We start from the raw sequence: 19259 nt of genomic DNA, 5'->3' as shown, positions 1-19259 counted from the left end.
CATGAATGTGGTAATGAAGAGTTTGATCGCGACCACGGTAATCATCGCGGGGTTTGCAGCGACTGCCAAGGCTGAGGAGCTAGCCGTGGTGGTTGAAGAAGCCTGGTCCCGAGCCTCTATCGGAACAAACCGGCCGGGTGCCGCCTATATGACGATCCGCAACACCGGCGACGAGACAAAAGTCTTGGCCGGTCTGCGGACCGACCTTGCTATGATGCCCGAAATCCACCTCACGTCGACGAACGAGCAGGGTGTGAGTTCCATGTCACCAGCGGGTGAGATAGAAATCTCGCCTGGCGACGCAGTCGCGCTGGAGCCCGGCGGCCTGCACGCGATGTTGATGCGCCTGTCGCGACCGATGGTGGAGGGAGAAGCATTCTCCCTGACGCTCGTTTTCGCGGATGGTGACGAAGTCATCGTTGAGGTTCCAATTCTTGGTATTGCCGCGCGAGGCCCGGAAGGTTGATGCAGCGTCGGAAACTCCTGGGTTATGCCGCATTGGGCGTGGCAGTACTTAGCGGGACACTCTTTGCCGGTTGGTGGCAAGTGGACGGGCCGGGTGCGCTGGAGCAAACCGGTCAACGCCCCCTGCCCCTCTCCGCGATGGATTTCCGGCTAACCGACCACGAGGACAATGCAGTTGGCCCCGAAACGCTTATTGGGCGTCCCAGCATGGTATTCTTTGGATTCACCTATTGCCCGGACGTATGTCCGACGACGCTCTCGGATATCTCAGGCTGGCTTGACGACATGGAAGACGACGCCAACGACCTCGACGTCGTGTTCATTACGGTGGATCCGGAGCGGGACACAGTAAATGCGATGGCTGAATATGTCGGCTATTTTCACCCAACCGTTCGTGGTTGGACAGGTGCGCCAGAGGAGATCGAGCGTGTGACCGAGGGGTTTCGCGCCACTTACGCGAAGGTGCCGACCGACGATGGTGACTACACGATGAACCATACAGCAAGCGTCTTTCTATTCGACGCCGAGGGGCGCTTTGTCAGTACAATAGACAATCACGAGGCAAGAGAATTCGCGGTGCCGAAAATCCGGCGCGCGATGCAGAACAATACTGAGGGGACAACATGAAGTTGAGGTATTGGGCCATGGGAGTGGCCTTGGCGGTCAGCATTTCGGGCTTGGTGGTCGCATTGTTAAATAATTTGGGGGTAGACCCAGTGCCAAATGCACTAGCGACAGTCGGCGATTGGGCACCAAACGCCCTCCAGAAGCCACCTGTCGTGGCACCGAATTTGCCGGCGATAGCCTCAAAAGGCCGTGACGTGTCGCCATTCGTTCCGCGCCCGTCGGTCCCCTTTCTGGCGTCAGCAAACGAGGCTTTGTCTGCAGCGCGCCCACCGTTGACCACCTGGTCGCGCGACATCGCATCTGGCGAAACCCTTGATGCACTTCTCAAGGAGGCAGGTCTTGACGGGCCGGATCGTGTAGAGGTGGCTCTCGCCATTGGTGCGGAATACGATTTGCGGCGCTTGCGTCCGGGTCATGAGCTGACGGTTGTTCTGACACCCGGCGGCGCGCTTCGCAGCGTGGCACTTGGCGTTAACGACGGTGTGATCATCGAGGCGCTCTTTGGGGATAGCACAACGACCCGAACGCTCAATCCCGATCCGAAGAATGTTATCCTGGCCGGTGGGGCCGTTATCGACAGCTCGCTCTTTGAGGCATTGGAAGAGGCAAGTATTCCGGCGCGTTTTGCTGTCGATCTGGCGCAGATGCTGGGAGGGACAGTTGACTTTCGACGGGAGTTGAAAGGCGGCGAAACTCTTCAGGTTCTATGGCGTGAAGCGCGCCTCGGCGACGAGCGGATTGGCCAGCCTGAGATTACCTTCGCGGCGCTCAATTTCGGAGATGCGCTCTACGAGGTGGTCTGGCCGGAAGATGGAACGGGCCGGGCAACCATTTATGTCAATGGCGAAGTGTTGCGTGTCTTTGCGCAACCCGTAGACGGAGCACGGCTCAGCTCGGTGTTCGGGCAGCGCCGCCATCCGGTTTACGGGAACGTCAGGATGCATACGGGCGTCGATTTCGCCGCTGCGAAAGGCACGCCGGTCCACGCGACAGCGCCTGGCCGGATTGCCTTTACTGGTTGGCGCAGTGGATACGGGCGTGTGGTCGAGGTCGCGCATGGCGCAGAGACAAAGACTCGCTATGCCCATCTCAGCGCAGTCCCCGAAGACATATCTCAGGGTAAACGAGTGATGGCTGGGGACGTTATCGGCAAGGTCGGTGCGACTGGTACCGCGACCGGGCCCAACCTGCATTACGAAGTGCTTGTCGACGGTCGTCCAACCGACCCGCTCTCCGATGACCGGCTTGCCGCCACGACGGCCGATGAGATACAGGACGTCTTGGCTGGCGCTCGGTTGAAGGAGGCCCGCATAAGACTCAAGACCCATCTCGCAGCCCGGTTTGCGGTCAATGAAAACGAAAGGCTTTGATCCATGAAATTCAATCTTATCACTATCTCTCTTGCGTTAACCGTATTCTCGTCCGCTTCAGCGCTCGCCGAGGCAACCCCAATCGACGTGAAGAAAACCAATGGGTGTGGATGCTGCCTCAGCTGGATGAACCATCTTGAGGAGAACGGATTCGCCCCGACCGGCGAGGACATTTTCGGCGGGTTGCTTGTTCGCCTGAAGCTCGACAGTGGCGTGCCTCAGCCCATGGTCTCCTGCCATACTGCCTTCGTGGACGGCTACGTGATTGAAGGGCATGTACCGGCTTCCGATATTCGTCGACTCCTTGAAGAACGGCCGGACGCGGTCGGTCTGGCAGTGCCGGGAATGCCCTATGGTTCGCCGGGTATGGGGCCGGAAGACGATCGCGAGGCCTATGATGTGTTTTTGATAAACGAAGATGGGTCGACAGAAGTTTTCACGAACTATCCCGGTTCCTGAACTGCATTACTCGGAGGCGTCGTCGAATGAATAGCGCGGCATTTTTTACGGACGAAGGCTTTGGCCCAACTGCCGAGAGAGTTTTAATTTGTGGGGATGTCATACAGCCTGTCGCTTTGAGGTGTTTCGCATTCACGGAGCCGATTTCTTTAGGTCTTGTTGAGGTACAAAGATGAATCACCAAGTGTCACCGCTGACGATTGGCCTGATTTCCGCCATCGGAGCTTTCTTGGTTGATCAAGGGACGAAAGCGATTGTGATCGCAAATGCGGGTTTGCTTCGTGACGGCCAGCCTATATTTCCCGGTTTCAACGTCGTTTTCTTTCGCAACGACGGGGTCACGTTTGGGCTCCTGAGTGGTGCGCCCTGGTGGGGCCTCGTAGTCTTAGCGCTTGTCATCTGCGTTTGGATGATTGGTCTGCTGTTGCGCACGCAGGATCGCATAGAAGGTTTGGCTTACGGGCTGGTTATCGGTGGAGCGCTCGGCAATGTGCTCGACCGCGTGCGCTATCATGCGGTTACGGACTTTCTCGACTTTTATGCCGGGTCGCTGCATTGGCCGGCCTTCAACCTCGCTGACGCACTGCTGGTTCTCGGAATTGTGATCCTCCTTTTCCTGTCGGCCACCAAGTCACGCCGCGCTGAGGCTGAGTGATCCGTGTCAGCGGTCGTGCCAACTTTCGTACGCTCGCCGCAGATCCAGTTGTTCCGATTGCCGCTGGTAGCAGGTGCCGGTGCTCTGTCGGTACTTGTCCTGCCGCCCTTCTCCCTGCTGATTTTCCTTCCTATCAGTTATGCGACCCTCCTGCTCTGCTTGCTCGGTCTTTCAACGCGGTTGGCGTTTCTCGTTGGCTGGACCTTTGGTCTCGGGCAATTTGGCTTCGGAATATCGTGGATCGCAGAGAGCTTTTTCGTTGACGCAGACCGCTTTGGCGCCCTGGCCATTCCTGCCGTCGCCAGCCTGTCTGCCTTTCTCGCTGTTTTTCCGGGCCTGGCCGCCGCGATATTTGTCCGTCTATCGGCACGACATGCGGCGACTGGCGTGGGCTTGGCACTGCTCTTTGCAACATGCTGGACGGGCGCAGAATGGCTACGCGGTCATGTCCTGGCTGGATTCCCGTGGAATCTCGCGGGTTATGCCTTTGTTGACTATGCAGCCCTGCGTCAGCCCGCCGCTTGGTTTGGCAGCTACGGGCTGAGTTTTCTGGCCGTCTTCGCCGCCGCATTACCGGGAGTCGCCCTCGCCGTCCGAGATCTGGTACGTTGGTCCGCGCTCGCGGTTTTCGTTGCGTTGACGGTGTCTACCTATGGTTTCGGGATCCTAAGGATGGCGTCGTCATCCGCTGAGGGCCCCGGGACCGAGCTCCGAATTGTGCAAGGCAACATTCCGCAGCAGGAGAAATGGGCCGCTGGTAGCCGTGATCGGGCACTGACACGTTATCTGGGCCTGTCCACACGCCCCGGCTCATTCGATGTCTTGCTTTGGCCGGAAACGGCATTTCCTGGCTATCTGGATGAGGATGACGAGGCCCGCATTCGCATTACCGAGCAATTGCCCGACGGAACTTTCCTGTTAACCGGTGTGCCTGATCGCGTGGCATTTGAGGGTGGCGCTTCCTACTTCAATACTGTGCAAGCCTACGACCGCTACGGCAACACCCTTGCAAGCTACACCAAGCATCGCCTGGTGCCGTTCGGGGAGTATGTCCCTTTCGGAGAGTGGCTCCCTCTAAAGCGGATGACGGAAGGTCTTGGGGATTTTACACGGGGGCCAGGTCCCCGCACAATCGCGCTGCCCGGAATTCCACTGGTCGCAATCGCGGTTTGCTACGAGATCATCTTCCCCGGCGATGTTGTTGACCGGCTCTTCCGGCCGGACTGGATCTTCAATGCGACCAACGATGCATGGTTCGGGAGGAGTATCGGTCCAGAACAGCACCTCGCTGCGGCGAGAATGCGCGCCGTCGAGGAAGGGCTTCCAGTGATCCGTGCCGCAAATACGGGTATCTCGGCTGTGATTGACGCAACTGGCGCGACTGTGGCGCGGCTCGATACCGGCGTGACCGGCATCATCGACGCAAGCCTTCCCCCGGCAATGGACAAAACCCCGTATGCGCGTTTCGGCGACTGGATGCTGCTTGTATTGGTCGGCAGCGGTTGGGCGCTCTTGAGGCTACCAGGTCGACAGAACCAACAAGTCGATGCTGCAAAAAAGAAGGAACAGGACACGTGATTGTATTCCTAGCCAGTTTTGGCGGCGCCATCTGGGGTGCTCTTTTGGCCAAAAGGCGTCGCGGAAACCGCATCGACATGGCTCAGTATGCCGTAAGCAGCGCTATCACATTTGGGTTGCTTGGCATGTTTTGTTCAATCGTCCTCGCCCGCGTTCTGGGTTAGGCGCGCGTGTGATTGGACACAATGATGAGGGTGTTATTCCGATTTCTGATGAAGGTTTTTCTGGTAGTCGCCACAATCGCCGGGTTGATGGTGGCGGCGGCAGGATACTTGTTGATCGCGTCGGTGCCAGACTACTCGGAAGACTTTACAGTCACAGGTACTAGCGCGACCGTTGAAATCCTCCGAGATGCATCGGGTGTTCCACATGTTTCGGGGACTTCTCGAGAGGACATCTTCTTCGCCTTGGGTTTCGTGCACGCCCAAGACCGGCTTGGCCAGTTGCTTCGGATGCGACGTGCGGCCGGCGCACGCGGGACACAAACGACGCAAGCAGTTTTACCCCGGGAAGTTGAAACAGCCTTGTCGGCCTATTCGGGCGGGATCAACGCCTGGATCAGCGTAATCGCTGAAGGCGGACGTGGAAGAGGGACACCGGAGTTGCTTTTCTTACGGTCCTCTATCGCTCCGTGGACGCCGTCAGACAGTCTGGCAATCGCCGAGGCCTTTCTAGCCAGCTTGCGTGAAAACCCGAGTGCATCCCTATCGCGGGAAGAGGTGAAAAGCCAGATCCCCACGGACAGGCCCGATACGCCTGAACTCTATGGTGCCGCCACCGAAACATTTCTACGGGCCTGGGGGCTTCCAGCAGAGCGCACGGCGTCAAGTCAGCCCATTGTTCTTGCCGAAATTGCAGGACCCCTAAGCCTACCGCCGCAATGGTATCTAGCTGATCTCCAACTCCCGAGCGGACCCGTGATTGGCGCAACTTTGCCAGGGCTGCCGATGATACTTGTCGGACGCTCGGACAGACTTATCTGGGGCGTTCAGAGTGTTGGCTTTGCATCCGCCACGATCCCAAACACCAATGAAATCAGGACTGCTGCGGATTTTCTGAGAGCGCTCCAGCGACTCATGAACGCCGATGATGCAGTTCAGGCGTCACGCTGGTTGGATGAGATTTCTGTGCCCGGTTTCGCATTCGTGATTGCCGATCATGAAACCCTGATCGAATGGCCGACGACGCCACGCCAGCCTGGGACGCCTGAGGACTTCCGGCGCATTCGGCGCGACAGGCTCGACGCGCGTCAGCCCGTATTCTCTCTCGATGGGGCGGTGGCCGTGCTGCTGGATTCGGTGAGCGAAGCGTCCCGTATTCTCCTTCCGATTATGGCGCGGGAATTCTGGTTCGACGATCCGGCAACGGGCGAGACGCCCCCGGATTTCCAGGCACTACGAGAAGATGTGCTGGCTCGTCTGGCGCTTTGGAACGGTGATATGGATCGGATGTCCCCCGAACCTTTGGTCTACTGGGCTTGGGTTCGCGCTTTGCAGCGCAGGATTCTCCAAGACGAGTTTCCCGCGATGGAGGCTGTTTGGAATACGCCCAATCCAGAATTTCTGTACGCCGTTTTGAGGAATCGCGACGGTGCCGCCGCTTGGTGCGACGTTCGGCTCTCCGAACAGCTCGAAACCTGTCAGCAAATGGTTGGAAGAGCGCTGAAGGACGCGCTGGACTGGATCACAGATCGATACGGTGATGATCCAAGCGTCTGGTATTGGGGGGCAGAGCACAAGCTTGTCATGGAGTGGTCTGCCATCTGTGATGCCGGCCTGTTGGGAAGTCTTGTCAGTCTCATCGCGCCCATCTCAGGCGGTCCGGACACCCAAAGGGTTTCGTTCTTTGATGCCGGTGCCGATAGGCTGTTTGACACCCGATACGGGTCCAACTTTCAAGCAGTGATGTCCTTGGCGGATGCGAACAGCTCGCGCTACATCATCCCCGCGGGACAGTCCGGGCATCCGCTGTCACGCTTTTATGACAATATGCTTCTGCTTTGGACACAGGGCGACTTTCTCAACATGTCAACAGATGTTGGAGTCGCCAGAGGAGCGGCTGCAGGTGTGGCACGCCTGTTTCCCTCTACATCGGTCGACACGCAGTGATTGAACGGGCCCTTGGCTTTGACCCCTTCGGGCCCGGACTCTCGCCGGTTGCGGTTCTACTGCTACTGGGTGGGCTGTTCCTGTACCTGCTGGGTCTGTCGCGGCCAGCCCGATTGCGGCCGCCCGTCACCACCTTACACGTGAGTTTATTTCTTGCCGGTCTTGGGAGCATCGCGTTGGCGAGCAACGCGCCATTGGCTCCCCTTGGTCATAGTCTTTTTTCCGCCCATCAGGTCGAACACCTGTTGCTCAGGCTTCTCGGGCCGCTTTTGGTCGCCTTGGCACATCCCTGGCACCTGATCCATTTGGCCCTGCCCCGCCGGTGGCGTCGCCGGGTCCGCTCATACGGCAGAAATCGCCTAATACGTCGGCTTGCTCATCCCAAGCTCGCTGCAGCAATGCTGATCGCCGTTATCTTTTTTTGGCAGATCCCTATCGCCTACGGGTTTGCTCAGAGAATCCCGGCTGTGGAAGCGCTCGCTCACGGCATGATGGTAGTAACCGGACTTTGGTATTTCGCGACGCTGCTGGATCCGCGCGATCCACCTGCGGGACACGCGCGCGCTGCACGGCTTATTTCCGGCTTCATCGTGATTGTCTCCAACATTCTCCTCGGTTGTTTGACAACCCTGAAAGAAACCGTCGTCTACGCTGAATATCATACCCTTGCGTGGGAGGGTTCGCTAAGTGCATTGGCCGACGAAACAATCGGCGGATACACAATCTGGGTGCCGTCTTCCATGATCATGATTTTGGCCATCATTCTTGTGCTAAATGAATGGCATCGGGCAGAAGAGCGGAGGTGGGCCACGAGATTTGCGCACCAGCGGTCCAATTCCGCTGCTTTGGAGTTTCCCGAAACCGCCGCCGAACTGCGTTTGAAGGTTGCGAACCCCAATCGGCAGATGGCCCGGTCACTTGCTTTGGGAGCACTTGCCATGTTTTGCCTTGTTATGGTTACGGCAATCAGCGTGCTCTCTTTGGCCCGCTGAACGCATTATTTTCAAGACGACTCTGAGGTCGCTGCAAAGAACGCGGCCAGCCTCGTGATATGCATTTGGGAAGGCTCAATATCCGGTTTACGTGTCTTCATTAAGATGGCGTTCAAACGCCTGAAGAGTAGCTTCGCTGACATGATGCTCGATGCCTTCTGCATCTCGCTAGGCTGTCTCCTTGTCGATCCCAAATCCGAGGAGGAACGCCACCACGATCCGGTGCCGCCGCTTGCAGGTCTCGGCGAGTGCCTGTCCAATCTCGGTAAGGAAAATGGCGCGATATGGCTCGCGAACCAGTCCTGCAGCCTCGAGGTATTTTTGTGACTGTGGGAGGTTTGACCTCAAGACGTTCAGCAATCTCGACGAAGCGCGCTTCTTTGAACGGAAGGTCGCGAATAACCGGTCGGTTGACCATTGAATTAACGACAGCGGATCAAACCATGGTTTGAATTTTTAATAGACCTTGCGCAGGGGATTTCAGAACATTAGCGCCTTCTTTCGATCCTCAAACTCGGCAACATCGATCTCGCCTTTTGCAAGTCGCTCTTCGAGCGTTCTCAGAGCGCTCTTGTCGTCGTTATCCATGCGATGGCCTTGCTGTGACAGCCATCTCACCGCGGCGATTACCAGCACGATAACAAACACCCAAAACAGGATCATGGTGCCTGCGCCCATGATACCCCATCCCCCTCCCCACATGTGATTGTAATACCCAGTGCCGATCCGTTCGGCGTCCGCAAGCGCGGGCCCGGCAACTAGGAGGGAGCAAAGACTTGCTGCAATCCGATAAATTCGCGTTCTCGTCATTCCGACACCTTTCGAAAGTCCCAATGTAGTATTTGCACGTCCCAATTTACTAGAAGAGCGTTTTCACAAACTTGATGCAGATCAACCGAATCCAGCGACTCACGAGGCCGTGATGAAAAGTAACTTTGCGATTTACCGTTTGTTCGTGAATCCCGAAATCATCTTCCCACCGAGCACCTTCGCTCAATTTGTCGTGAGTGCGGCTATGCCGGGATAAAGCCTTCTGTCACGCTAATCGGGAATTGAGGAGGAACAGCCATGCGCAATCGTCATCTAGCAATCGTGACGACTTTTCTTCTTTTTATCGCAACAACGGTAGCTGCGAGTCCTGAAGCTTGGCGGCAAGAATGGCCGAACACCGATTTCGGGAAAACAAACGTCGCTAATTGGACCGAAATCTTGTCAGGCGGTCCGCCAAGGGACGGTATTCCGGCGCTCAGCTCACCTAAATCTGTCCGCGCCAAGAACGAGACGAGAATTGAAGACCGCGAACCCGTAGTTACCGTGGAAATCGAAGGCCAAACTCCTCGAACGTACCCAATCCGCTATCTGACCTGGCACGAAATCGTCAACGACAAAGTCGGTGGCGTGCCTTATGCTGTCACCTATTGCCCGCTCTGCAATTCCGCCCCAACATTCGACCGCCGCGTCAAGGGGCGGGTCCTAACATTTGGCGTGACAGGCAAGCTGAAGGATTCCAATCTGATCATGTACGACAGAGAGACCGAAAGCTGGTGGCAGCAGGCAACGGGCGAAGGCATCGTCGGGTATTTCACTGGGGCAGAGCTGACGTCCATACCGAGCTGGATGGAGAGCTGGGCGGAGTTCAAGACACGTAACCCGAACGGCCTGGTCATGGCACAGCCGAACTTTTCGCGTACCTATGGTCGAAATCCCTATGTCAGTTATGACAGCTCCAGCCGGCCATTCCTCTGTAATGGAGAATTGCCACCCCACGGCATCCCGCCCTTGGCCCGTGTCGTACGCGTTGGCAATCGCGCCTGGCCGGTATCACGCCTGGCTTCTGCAGGGGAGATCAGAGAGTCTGGCATAACCTTATCCTGGGCCGCCGGGCAGGCTTCCGCATTGGACTCAGCACGTATTGGCCAGGGACGAGACGTCGGCACAATCCGTGTTCGTAGGAACGGACGAAACGTTCCCCACGACGTAATGTTCGCCTTTGCTTTTCATGCCTTTTTTCCGCGCGGTGAGTGGATGCTTAGGTGACGTACATCGTCATCGTCGCGCCCAAAGTTGCAACTCTCGCCAATCCTGTAGTCTGGCAGTGCAATATCATCGCCAACCTCTCGGCGTATAGATCGGCGAAATGACAAGACCAATTGCGGGCACGCAGTACCGGATGCAGGTCTTGTCACCGGGCTGCTCCGGTCTGAACGCCATAGCGATGGCTATTGCCAATCTCTGGACCCTTCTGCGCCAATTGGCCCAGTCACGACAGGTTCGGTAGAGCCTGACATTCAAGCAACATTAAAACGCTTACTGCTCAAAATCGACGGATGGAAAACCTGACCGCATGTAAGCTATGATGCGCCAGATCTCATCTTCTTGCAGCACGTTTTTGAATGCTGGCATGTCCGTGCCGAAACGCTCGCCTCCTTCCGAGATCGCCCAAAGCAGATATTCGTCTCCTGCCATCGGCATCCGTAGCAGCTGATTCAGCAACGCTGGCGATGGCACCAATCCGCGTCCGGCTTCACCGTCGCCAAAACCACGGGCTCCATGACATGCCGCGCAATTCTCACTGTAGAGACGAGCGCCGGCGGAGACGACTTTTGATGACGCTTGAAACGGGTTTCGAGCTCCGCGATAATCTGCGGTGACGCCTTCATTCATGTAGGTCCAGTGGCGCTGCATCCGCTGGCGCTGCTCTGGTCCCATAGCCCCCCACGACCAATTTTCGTGCATCATGCCACCTGAGCGCATGTGGTCGCGGTTCATTCCATCCGAGCCCCACCAATCCATCTGATTCATACTGCCCTGTTGCGCGTCTGCTGGTTGCGCCACTAAAACTATTGCGAGCACAATCGCTAAAGTAAATTGGTCAAGAATTCTGTGCATTTCGATCTCCGTCTTACTCTGAGTCACAGTAAGAGAATAGGCCAGCGCGTCCTTGAGGTGGATCAATTCAGCACCCGGATTTGCCTCTACACCTGCCTTGGAAATAGAATAGCAACTCTCTAAGCAAATATATTGATCGGCGTCCCGTCGCGCACCATGGCGTAGACTTCCTCGATCTCGCGATCGGTGACAGAAATGCAGCCGGCCGTCCAATCGCGAACGTTAGTGGGATCAATACCGCGACGTGGCCCACCGTGAATGAAGATGTCGCCGCCGGGAGACTTGCCCTGTGCCTCTGCGAAGGCCCTGTCTTTTTCATTGGGATACGATATCCCAATCGAAAGATGGAAAAGGCTTTCGGGGTTCCGCCGATCTATCAGATAGGACCCTTCTGGTGTCCGCCCGTCCCCTTCAAACTGCTTGTGGCCTGTCGGCGCGAACCCAAGTCCAATCGGATAGGTGCGCAGGGGTCCTGCCGTGCCGTCAAGGACCAGCAGGCGTTGCGACTTGTACAATCGCAGGCGCGTAACTTCAGGTCCGCTATAGGTTCGGAATTTGCTCGCACAGCCGGACAAGATCGCTGCCAGAAAGCCTGAGAGGAAGACACGACGTTTCATTGAAAATGCTCGATTTGTTTTTTTGTTCTTTGACCGAAAGAGTATCATGAAACGTCAGTTCAACAAAGATGTGTCTGACCCTGCGAGAACTAGTTCCGGTAGCCACGTAATAAGTTGCGGCCACCACGCAAGCAACCCTATCAAAAGCACTTCAATCGCGACGAGAGGTCCAGCGCCTCTGTAAATGTCCGCGAGATTGACACCGGGGGGCGCAGCCATCTTTGCGAAAAACAGTGCATATCCAAACGGCGGTGTCAGAAATGAAGTTTGAAGCGCAAGAGCAATCAAACCAGCGAGCCATATTTGCGCGAAATATTCGGAGCCCACATGGTTGGAGAAGTCCAACTGGCCGAAGACCGGGAGTAAAATCGGCAAGAAGACCAGGAGTATTTCAATCCAGTCGAAGACGAATCCCAGAATCAGAATAATCCCGAGCAACAGCGCGAGCGTGACCCAACGCCCTAAATCGAAACTGTCAATCCACTGAAACAGTATGTTCGGACCATCCAAAAGATTGAAGCCGAGAGAAAAGACCGTCGCGCCAACGACGATGAAAAACACCATAGATGTCATGGATGCTGTTTGGACGATTGCTTTGTTGAGAAGTTTGAGGTTCATGCGTCCACGAAAGAACGCGACCAACAATCCGCCGAAGACGCCGATACCCGCGGCCTCCGAAAGTGTCGCGACACCAGCCACGATGCTGAGTGGAATGGCGGCAATAACACCAATCGCCACAATCACGGATAGCAAGTCCCGCGTCGTCGGTTTTTCTTGGTCCGACAGTGGTATCTCTGTGCGGTTTCGAAGTGTGACCGCAAAATAAATCGAGAAGAAGAGAACAAGCATGAGCACTGGTACGACCAACGCTGTATACATAAGCGCAAACCGAAGCTGAAATACATTGGCAACAAAGAAAAGCAGGATCGCTGGGGGAAAGACCACACCAAGCGCGCCAGATGCGGCGACTGCCGATCCTGCCGCTGATGCGGGATATCCCGAGCGCAACATCGGCGCATACGCCACCAGCGCGACAGTAACGACGGATGCTCCGATAACTCCGGCGGCAGGTGCTAGGATCAGACCTATCAAGAGCGTGGCGATCGCGTACCGGCCTGGAACCGTCTTCAGGAGCTGCCCGAGGAATCGGAAAAGGGTTTCGGCGATGCCGCTGGCATTCAAAACCAAACCGAGAAAGATGAGAAGTGGAACACTTGTGAATTGCACACCTTCATTGGTCAGCACACCACGTACTCGAAGGTAGATCAGACCCAGGTGGCCGAAATCAGTCACGCCAATAATGACAGCCGTGATAAAGGCGAGAAACCCAGTGGCAGTCAGGACGAGGGCAACAGGAAAACCGCTAAACACACCGAGGCCCAATAGCCCCAGCATACCGACTGCCAGGATTTCATTTTCCATGGGGCAGGTCTTCTTGTGAACTCGGTGAAATGGTGTCCCGCTGCCCACGCAAGAGAGAAACGTTTCGCGAAACAACTACTAAACCAGCAAGTGCCAGAAGAGTTGGTCCAGCTACACCGGCGATACGTCTGGCCCAAATATCAGTTTCGGCATATCTTGTTGTCCGCATCAGCCCGTCCCACCCGTAGTAGGTTAGGATGGCAGCCAACGGCAGCAGTACAAAAAGGCAGCCGGCAAGTTCGATCCAGGCCAACCTGCGCGCTGGCCAGTTTCTTCGAAAGACATCGACGCGTACGTGCCCGTCTCGAAGATAGGTAAAGCCGAATGTCATGAAAATGAGGATAAAGAGCAAGGAAGTCGAAAGATCGGGAAGGATTGCTGATACCCCGAGCTGAAGCTTGCGATCAAGCATCTGCAAGCCAGTAAAAAACGCGATGGGGACCACTGTCAGCCAAGCGGTCAAAACACCTACGGAACGAACAATCGTTTCCAGCCAGTTAAATATGCGCATTTTGTCCCCTCTCTGCCCTCTCTGGAGGCTTCCTAAAGACTTTGGGCAAGCGTTCCCCGGGCCATGTTCTTCCCGACGGATTCTCCGTCTTTCGGATCATTCTTGTCGTGTTTTGAGCGGAGCAGTCGCAAAGCGTTGGCGACAACAAGAAGCGACACGCCAACGTCTGCAGCGATTGCCCCCCACATCGTTGCCATGCCAAAGGCGGTCAGGCCCACGAACACGGCCTTGGTTGCGAGAGAGATGCCGATGTTCTGGCGGATGACCGACATCGTCCTCCGCGAGTGACCGATCAGCCAAGGCACCTTGCCGATATCATCGGTCATCAGCGCGATGTCGGCCGTTTCGATGGCCGCATCAGAGCCAACGGCCCCCATGGCGATCCCGTAATGCGCGCGCGCCATAGCAGGCGCATCGTTGACCCCGTCACCAATCATTGCGACCATGTCATGCTCTACCACCAGTTCCTCGATGGCCGTCACCTTGTCTTCGGGCAAAAGCTCTGCGCGCACCTCATCAATGCCGACTTCGGCGGCTACGGCACGTGCTGTCCGCTCATTGTCGCCTGTTAGCATTATGATCGTTTTGACGCCTTGCGCGTGCAGTTGTGCAACAATCCCCTTGGCGTCAGATCGGATACGATCGCGTAGCTCGAGAAGACCCGTCACGCTGCTTTCATTGCCAACAGCGACCAGGGTACTCCCTGCCGACTCAATCCGATCTCGAAGGTCAGATGGAATGGTTTCGCCGAAGCCTTTTTCTTCGGCAAAACGATCAGATCCGAGCCAAACCTTTTTCCCGTCTATGCGTCCTTCCAGCCCGCGACCCGGCACAGTGCGAGTGTCCTCGGCAGCATTGATCACGATCCCGTCAAGTTCGGCCTTGCCAAGGATGGCGCGCGCGAGAGGATGCGACGACCGGGCTTCCAAAGCTCCAGCGAGGGCCATGAGGTCAGACTTCGACGCGTCTCCCAGAGGATAGAGCGCGGCCACTTCCGGTTCACCCATGGTGATTGTGCCTGTTTTATCCATCGCCAGCGCGGTCGTTCGACCGGGGGCTTCGACATATGCGCCGCCTTTGATCAGCACACCTGCCCGGGCCGAAGCCGTCAGGGCTGCAACAATGGACACAGGCGTCGAGATGACCAGCGCGCAGGGACAGGCGATGACCAGCAGAACCAGAGCGTTATAGAACCAGTAGCCCCAAGCGCCGCCAGCAAGAAGTGGAGGCAGGAGTGCAATAACCACCGCGAGGACCATCACGATCGGCGTATAAATACGGGCGAACTTCGCCACCCACTGTTCGACCTCGGCGCGTTTTGAATGTGCGTCGCCGACCATTCGGATGATTTTCGACAGCACAGTATCGGTCGCTGCTTTCGTCGCGCGGACCGTGAGCGTTCCCTCACCGTTGATCGTACCCGCATAAACATCGTCCCCGGCTTCCTTTGGTACAAGCGCACTTTCGCCTGTGATAGGTGCCTGATCGACGGCCCCTGCCCCGTCGGTCACCTGACCGTCGAGCGCAATGCGGTCGCCACCCCTGACGATGAAATGCGCCCCGACCGCAACCTCGGAGGCCGGGACATCCGCCTCCGATCCATCATCGTACAGGACACGTGCTGATGGTGGCGCGAGATCCAAGAGTGCCGAGACAGCATTTCGGGCGCGACCAACACTCCAGCTTTCCATATACAGCGATAGTGAAAAGAAAAACGCCACCGTTGCGGCCTCGAAGTATTCACCGAGCGCGATTGCTCCAGCCACGGCCACAACCATGAGAAGATTCATGTCGGGAGACAGGCGGCGTGCAGACGACCAGGCCTTCGGAGCAACCAGCCAGACCCCGAAGAGGATTGCGAATCCAAAGAGTGCGACCTCAGGAATGGGCATCGTCGCCTCGCCATGGCCCGCGAACAGGCCAAGGGCGCCGCCCATACCGGTCTCGATAATGTGCCATCCGAAACCGGCGGCCCAAAACCCGCCGCTGAGAAGCGTAAACCATTTTTGCTTGGCAAGATGCGCCGCTTGTTCGGCGCTGGCGTTGTCAGCGTTCCATGGACGGGCCGTCATTCCTGTGCTTGAGACCAATTTGACAACTTGAGCTTCGGAAATCTGCTCGGCGCTCTCCAGAATCGTCATGCGCCCGTTGATCACGTCGAAGGCCAGATGTTTCATGCCGCCAACTTTAGGGCCGAGCACCTTGGAGAGGATCGACACTTCTTCGGCACAGTCCAGGCCACTGACTTGAAAGCTACGTCCCGGCTCAGCCGACAGAGCCACGGGAGGTACATCTCCATCCGACGTTGCCGTCCCACAACAGGCCGCTCCGTCCGATTTATGCGCAGTATGGGCGTCATGACGCTCGGTATTGGTACTCACCGCCATTTAATCTCTCCAGAATCACTCGATGAAAGGACTGTAGGATCTACAGTGGCTTGAGGTTCAAGGGCGAAGTGAGCGATCGACGCTTTTTCTCGCACACGCGAAATTCGAGTCATTGCAACATCGCGTCAGGAATGCGATTGATATGGGCAGGAACTGAAATTGTGTGAAGTAGCAGGGGATTGTCGTGCGAATTGGAACAGCAAAACACTTGATCAGCGTATTGCTCTTGGGAGCATGCACCGCAACGACCACCCCAGACGGATCGGCAAACATCGGAAAAGTTCCTGATGCCGTGGTAGAATTGGCTGCGCCTGGTCAGGATCTCGCTTCGGCTCGCTTCCGACCGGAAGATGGCTGCTACTGGTACGAACACAGCGGACCCGTCGAAACCACGCTGCTTCCCTTGCGAACAACCGGCGGCAACCCGATTTGCGTGGCCCGAGAAAGCTGATCACCGCCGCAGTCAACTCGACTGCGTTTCACTGTCACCTTCTGCCACCTGATATGCGCGCAATTTCCACGAGGATCTAACCTTGCGCGACGGAACTCACTTCGGCAGAATAAAGATATGCCGTAGATCCGATCGTGACTTTTGGGTAGAGATCATTGATATGCGCCATGACCATGCGAACGCAACCTGAGCTGGCTCGGCCACCGATGGAACGTGGGTGGGGTGTTCCATGTATCCGTAAGTAGGTGTCGCGATTGCCGACAAACAGGTAGAGCGCCCGTGATCCAAGCGCATTTGTCGGCCCCGGTTCCACCCCGTCTGCGTATTGTGCATACTCCGGGTTCCGCTCGATCATCGAGGTGGTCGGTGTCCAATGCGGCCACTCCACCTTGCGCCGGATCGTGTACGTACCTGGCTCGTAGAGTCTGCCGCGCGCAATCGCCACGCCGTAGCGCATTGCCGTCCCCCCCTCTTCGATGTGATAGAGGTAACGCGCAACTGCATCCACGTGGATATCACCTGGTTTCAAGCCATCATTTGCCACCACTCGCTGCGGCAAAAAGCGAGGATGCAGACCCCAGGGATTAGATGTCGCTGGATCATAGCCCACCGGGGTAATTTGTGCGTCCCACGCGGCCTTCTCACCCGCTGTTGGCCAGGTTTTTGCCAGCACAGGGTTCGCCAATGGCGCAGAAAACATGGCTGCGGTTGTCGAGATGAAATGACGTCGTGTCAGCATTAATTGTACTCCGGCAATTGTTTTCGGGCACACTGGTCGCGTTCGCCAATGTATCCTGATGCCCTGTGTTTAAAACCTCAAGCAGCTATAGGTTCAAGTCTTGGCTTCACTTCTGCGAACAAGTTTTCTTGAACGAGGCGTCTCAGCGCATGCGCGATTGTTCAGAACGACTCAGACCCGGCACCGCCGATCTCTTGATTGCGTCTGTCCCATTATGTGGATCGGCATGTAACATTGACCACAATATTGGGGCAGTCTTCCCCAAGGTCCGCAAAGTTCCGCATTTCCGCCGTGAACCCTGAATTGCCCGGCTGTTTGCGTCAGATGTCTGCTGTGAGCCCGCTCTATGAAATATCGCCTTGCAGCCAGGGCCGGCTATCCCAAAGACAGCCTGAAAGACCGCGATACACGTGGCCCTGCGCTATGCGGACAGCGCTGAAACACGATGACTATTCTGCGTGGGGGCGGTCCGGCAAAGCTCTGGCCTCATCTGGCCGTTGGTCGTCTGCAGCCTGATCTGCGCTAAAACCGCCTGACATGAGCTCCTCCATAAACAGGCTGACGAACTGCGCGCGGCCATGGGTATCTGATTTCGAGTAGATGCTGGTGGCCTGGGCGCGAACCGTTCCGGTCGCTGTATTTCTGACCTGTGCAATGGTCTCATTATCCAGACCTTTGAGGATCATTATGGCGACATCGCGTTCTGCTTCTGTCAGTTTCCACTCTTCAAAGAAGCCATACGTTACGTCTAGCATCTTTCCACGCGCAATCTTCAATCCCGATTCCATTTCGTTCATGCGTTCCAGCACACGCCGCAACTCCAACATCAGGAAAAAGACACCCCCGATGAGGGCAACCGCCGCCAGAGTTTCGAGCCCAAGATGCAGGTCTTGAAGATGTCCTCCGCGGCTAAGGTCGACAATCACATCGCCGATAAAAAACAGCGCGCAGAGAGCCTGCAGCATAATGATGCCTGCAAGTGCAAAAGCACGCCGTTTCTTTGTGGTTGCCGCTGATCTATGGCGCTTCATTCCATCTTGGCTTCCTGAGGGATACGCTTTCGCCCATTTACCATGGCGCGCAGCAAATTGACACCCGAGTGCCAGCTGTCAAACGCTACGCCAGCGACATGAAGCGCAACCGACAGGATCAGCCAATTGAAAGCCAACTCATGGACCTCTTCCACCCAATCGACACCAAAGAACTGGATCGTCGTCATCATATAACCGGTCACCCCAAGCATGATCACGGTTAGCCAGAGGTTGTAGGCCATCAGTGCCCCCAACGGATTGTGCGACAGGTGAACCGATCGCTCTCCTTGCAGGATCGCCCGCGTATGGCGGATTGCCCCTAGCGGGCTTGGCGGGAAGGCTGAAAACCGAGCGTGTTTCGGGCCGATCACGGCCCAGAGCAGGCGAAGGGCGACTAGCCCCAACGCGACATAGCCGACCCATTCGTGTAGTTTGCTCTCGTCATCGATAACCGCCCCGTTCAGAAGAATTGTCAGAGCAAGAGACCAATGTATCAATCGAACAAGAGGGTCCCATACAGCCAGATCGCGGGCGCTTTCGCGCCCGCTTGAGTAATCCGAAGCTTTCATCATCATCGTGTTACTTCGTTTCAAGTTTGGTGATCTTGCCGGTCTCAGGACTCACATAGGCTTCTCCCATTTTGCCGTCCTTGATGAAGTAAACCTCAATCTCTCCATCTTCCATCTCCGCCTTGCGGACTTCGTACCCCATCTCGACCAGCTTGGCCTGTACATCCACCAATGTGGTGCCGAGTGTGGTGTCCATGGTGAGGTCGCCAGCAAGTGCAGGTGTGGTCATGGCGAACAGTGTGATCAGTGTAAGTGTGCGCATATCTTCCTCGATTCAGTTATGGCTAGAGCTTCAACTTTTGTTTTGGTCGCACCAAGGAATTGGGACGCCTCAACCGGTCGCGCCATTGGCGAACCGCTTAGACACACTCAAATAAGCTGGCGCTTAG

General features: G+C 56.4%; 21 protein-coding genes. 11 read left to right on the top strand and 10 right to left on the bottom strand.

The features are described 5' to 3' along the window. Nucleotides 1-13: 13 nt before the first annotated feature. From RBB29_RS15610 to RBB29_RS22300, 9 genes are all read left to right on the top strand, one after another. Nucleotides 14-466 carry a copper chaperone PCu(A)C gene (locus RBB29_RS15610; RefSeq protein WP_306121178.1) on the top strand — a complete coding sequence of 151 codons (453 nt, stop codon included), beginning with the start codon at nt 14-16 and terminating at the stop codon, nt 464-466. After that, nucleotides 466-1092: an SCO family protein gene (locus tag RBB29_RS15605; protein WP_306114966.1), complete on the top strand. Its 627-nt coding sequence runs from the start codon at nt 466-468 to the stop codon at nt 1090-1092. Before RBB29_RS15610 ends, RBB29_RS15605 begins: the two co-directional genes overlap by 1 nt. Next, the gene (locus RBB29_RS15600) at nt 1089-2462 is read left to right on the top strand and encodes a M23 family metallopeptidase (RefSeq protein ID WP_306114965.1); all 1374 of its coding nucleotides are present in this window, start codon (nt 1089-1091) and stop codon (nt 2460-2462) included. Before RBB29_RS15605 ends, RBB29_RS15600 begins: the two co-directional genes overlap by 4 nt. A gap of 3 nt (nt 2463-2465) precedes the next feature. After that, nucleotides 2466-2921 (top strand): DUF411 domain-containing protein, encoded by a 456-nt coding sequence (locus RBB29_RS15595; RefSeq protein ID WP_306114964.1) that lies wholly within the window; start codon nt 2466-2468, stop codon nt 2919-2921. Nucleotides 2922-3093: 172 nt separating this feature from the next. Beyond that, a complete protein-coding gene (lspA, locus tag RBB29_RS15590) occupies nt 3094-3576 on the top strand; it encodes a signal peptidase II (protein WP_306114963.1) in 483 nt (160 codons plus the stop codon). Nucleotides 3577-3579: 3 nt separating this feature from the next. After that, nucleotides 3580-5154: an apolipoprotein N-acyltransferase gene (lnt, locus tag RBB29_RS15585; RefSeq protein ID WP_306114962.1), complete on the top strand. Its 1575-nt coding sequence runs from the start codon at nt 3580-3582 to the stop codon at nt 5152-5154. Nucleotides 5155-5366: 212 nt separating this feature from the next. Beyond that, nucleotides 5367-7262, top strand: coding sequence for a penicillin acylase family protein (locus tag RBB29_RS15580; RefSeq protein ID WP_306114961.1), 1896 nt, complete (start codon nt 5367-5369; stop codon nt 7260-7262). After that, nucleotides 7259-8254, top strand: a complete 996-nt coding sequence (locus RBB29_RS15575; RefSeq protein WP_306114960.1) for a cytochrome c oxidase assembly protein — start codon at nt 7259-7261, stop codon at nt 8252-8254. The genes RBB29_RS15580 and RBB29_RS15575 overlap by 4 nt, the downstream gene beginning before the upstream one ends. A 141-nt stretch (nt 8255-8395) precedes the next feature. Next, a complete protein-coding gene (locus tag RBB29_RS22300) occupies nt 8396-8581 on the top strand; it encodes a hypothetical protein (protein ID WP_371931511.1) in 186 nt (61 codons plus the stop codon). A gap of 153 nt (nt 8582-8734) precedes the next feature. On the opposite strand, the gene RBB29_RS15565 is transcribed toward RBB29_RS22300, so the two are convergent. Further along, nucleotides 8735-8932 (bottom strand): SHOCT domain-containing protein, encoded by a 198-nt coding sequence (locus RBB29_RS15565; protein WP_306114959.1) that lies wholly within the window; start codon nt 8930-8932, stop codon nt 8735-8737. A 390-nt stretch (nt 8933-9322) separates the two neighbouring features. On the opposite strand from RBB29_RS15565, the gene RBB29_RS15560 reads away from it, so the two are divergent. Next, a complete protein-coding gene (locus tag RBB29_RS15560) occupies nt 9323-10291 on the top strand; it encodes a DUF3179 domain-containing protein (RefSeq protein WP_306114958.1) in 969 nt (322 codons plus the stop codon). Between the two features lie 270 nt (nt 10292-10561). Here RBB29_RS15560 and RBB29_RS15555 read toward each other — a convergent pair whose 3' ends face one another. From RBB29_RS15555 to RBB29_RS15535, 5 genes are read right to left on the bottom strand one after another with little or no spacing between them, the layout of a single operon-like run. Continuing rightward, nucleotides 10562-11209 carry a cytochrome c gene (locus RBB29_RS15555; protein ID WP_306114957.1) on the bottom strand — a complete coding sequence of 216 codons (648 nt, stop codon included), beginning with the start codon at nt 11207-11209 and terminating at the stop codon, nt 10562-10564. Nucleotides 11210-11262: 53 nt separating this feature from the next. Next, nucleotides 11263-11760, bottom strand: a complete 498-nt coding sequence (locus RBB29_RS15550; protein ID WP_306114956.1) for a murein L,D-transpeptidase family protein — start codon at nt 11758-11760, stop codon at nt 11263-11265. Nucleotides 11761-11814: 54 nt separating this feature from the next. Continuing rightward, nucleotides 11815-13182 (bottom strand): TRAP transporter large permease subunit, encoded by a 1368-nt coding sequence (locus RBB29_RS15545; RefSeq protein WP_306114955.1) that lies wholly within the window; start codon nt 13180-13182, stop codon nt 11815-11817. Then, nucleotides 13172-13693 carry a TRAP transporter small permease subunit gene (locus RBB29_RS15540; RefSeq protein ID WP_306114954.1) on the bottom strand — a complete coding sequence of 174 codons (522 nt, stop codon included), beginning with the start codon at nt 13691-13693 and terminating at the stop codon, nt 13172-13174. Before RBB29_RS15540 ends, RBB29_RS15545 begins: the two co-directional genes overlap by 11 nt. 32 nt (nt 13694-13725) lie before the next feature. Continuing rightward, entirely contained in the window at nt 13726-15912 is a 2187-nt protein-coding gene (locus RBB29_RS15535) for a cation-translocating P-type ATPase (RefSeq protein WP_306115093.1), read from the bottom strand. A 388-nt stretch (nt 15913-16300) separates the two neighbouring features. Here RBB29_RS15535 and RBB29_RS15530 point away from each other — a divergent pair, with 388 nt between their 5' ends. Beyond that, nucleotides 16301-16531, top strand: a complete 231-nt coding sequence (locus RBB29_RS15530) for a hypothetical protein (RefSeq protein ID WP_306115092.1) — start codon at nt 16301-16303, stop codon at nt 16529-16531. Between the two features lie 76 nt (nt 16532-16607). Here the strand turns inward: RBB29_RS15530 and RBB29_RS15525 are convergent, their stop codons facing one another. From RBB29_RS15525 to RBB29_RS15510, 4 genes are all read right to left on the bottom strand, one after another. Further along, complete coding sequence (locus RBB29_RS15525; RefSeq protein WP_306114953.1) at nt 16608-17270, bottom strand: L,D-transpeptidase; 663 nt, start codon at nt 17268-17270, stop codon at nt 16608-16610. A gap of 449 nt (nt 17271-17719) precedes the next feature. After that, entirely contained in the window at nt 17720-18301 is a 582-nt protein-coding gene (locus RBB29_RS15520) for a helix-turn-helix transcriptional regulator (protein ID WP_306114952.1), read from the bottom strand. After that, complete coding sequence (locus tag RBB29_RS15515; protein ID WP_306114951.1) at nt 18298-18876, bottom strand: cytochrome b/b6 domain-containing protein; 579 nt, start codon at nt 18874-18876, stop codon at nt 18298-18300. Before RBB29_RS15515 ends, RBB29_RS15520 begins: the two co-directional genes overlap by 4 nt. 4 nt (nt 18877-18880) lie before the next feature. Next, entirely contained in the window at nt 18881-19132 is a 252-nt protein-coding gene (locus RBB29_RS15510) for a PepSY domain-containing protein (RefSeq protein WP_306114950.1), read from the bottom strand. Nucleotides 19133-19259 lie beyond the last annotated feature (127 nt).

The sequence above is a fragment of the Roseovarius sp. MMSF_3359 genome, assembly GCF_030733385.1.
GTDB lineage: Bacteria > Pseudomonadota > Alphaproteobacteria > Rhodobacterales > Rhodobacteraceae > Roseovarius.
Note: the sequence above shows the minus strand (reverse complement) of the source record. Positions and strands in the feature narration are given on the sequence as shown.

Coding starts and splice junctions, on each gene's coding strand:
- RBB29_RS15610 (WP_306121178.1), top strand. CDS start 14: ATGAAGAGTTTGATCGCGACCACGGTAATCATCGCGGGGTTTGCAGCG.
- RBB29_RS15605 (WP_306114966.1), top strand. CDS start 466: ATGCAGCGTCGGAAACTCCTGGGTTATGCCGCATTGGGCGTGGCAGTA.
- RBB29_RS15600 (WP_306114965.1), top strand. CDS start 1,089: ATGAAGTTGAGGTATTGGGCCATGGGAGTGGCCTTGGCGGTCAGCATT.
- RBB29_RS15595 (WP_306114964.1), top strand. CDS start 2,466: ATGAAATTCAATCTTATCACTATCTCTCTTGCGTTAACCGTATTCTCG.
- lspA (WP_306114963.1), top strand. CDS start 3,094: ATGAATCACCAAGTGTCACCGCTGACGATTGGCCTGATTTCCGCCATC.
- RBB29_RS15580 (WP_306114961.1), top strand. CDS start 5,367: ATGAAGGTTTTTCTGGTAGTCGCCACAATCGCCGGGTTGATGGTGGCG.
- RBB29_RS22300 (WP_371931511.1), top strand. CDS start 8,396: ATGATGCTCGATGCCTTCTGCATCTCGCTAGGCTGTCTCCTTGTCGAT.
- RBB29_RS15565 (WP_306114959.1), bottom strand. CDS start 8,932: ATGGGCGCAGGCACCATGATCCTGTTTTGGGTGTTTGTTATCGTGCTG.
- RBB29_RS15560 (WP_306114958.1), top strand. CDS start 9,323: ATGCGCAATCGTCATCTAGCAATCGTGACGACTTTTCTTCTTTTTATC.
- RBB29_RS15550 (WP_306114956.1), bottom strand. CDS start 11,760: ATGAAACGTCGTGTCTTCCTCTCAGGCTTTCTGGCAGCGATCTTGTCC.
- RBB29_RS15545 (WP_306114955.1), bottom strand. CDS start 13,182: ATGGAAAATGAAATCCTGGCAGTCGGTATGCTGGGGCTATTGGGCCTC.
- RBB29_RS15540 (WP_306114954.1), bottom strand. CDS start 13,693: ATGCGCATATTTAACTGGCTGGAAACGATTGTTCGTTCCGTAGGTGTT.
- RBB29_RS15525 (WP_306114953.1), bottom strand. CDS start 17,270: ATGCTGACACGACGTCATTTCATCTCGACAACCGCAGCCATGTTTTCT.
- RBB29_RS15520 (WP_306114952.1), bottom strand. CDS start 18,301: ATGAAGCGCCATAGATCAGCGGCAACCACAAAGAAACGGCGTGCTTTT.
- RBB29_RS15515 (WP_306114951.1), bottom strand. CDS start 18,876: ATGATGATGAAAGCTTCGGATTACTCAAGCGGGCGCGAAAGCGCCCGC.
- RBB29_RS15510 (WP_306114950.1), bottom strand. CDS start 19,132: ATGCGCACACTTACACTGATCACACTGTTCGCCATGACCACACCTGCA.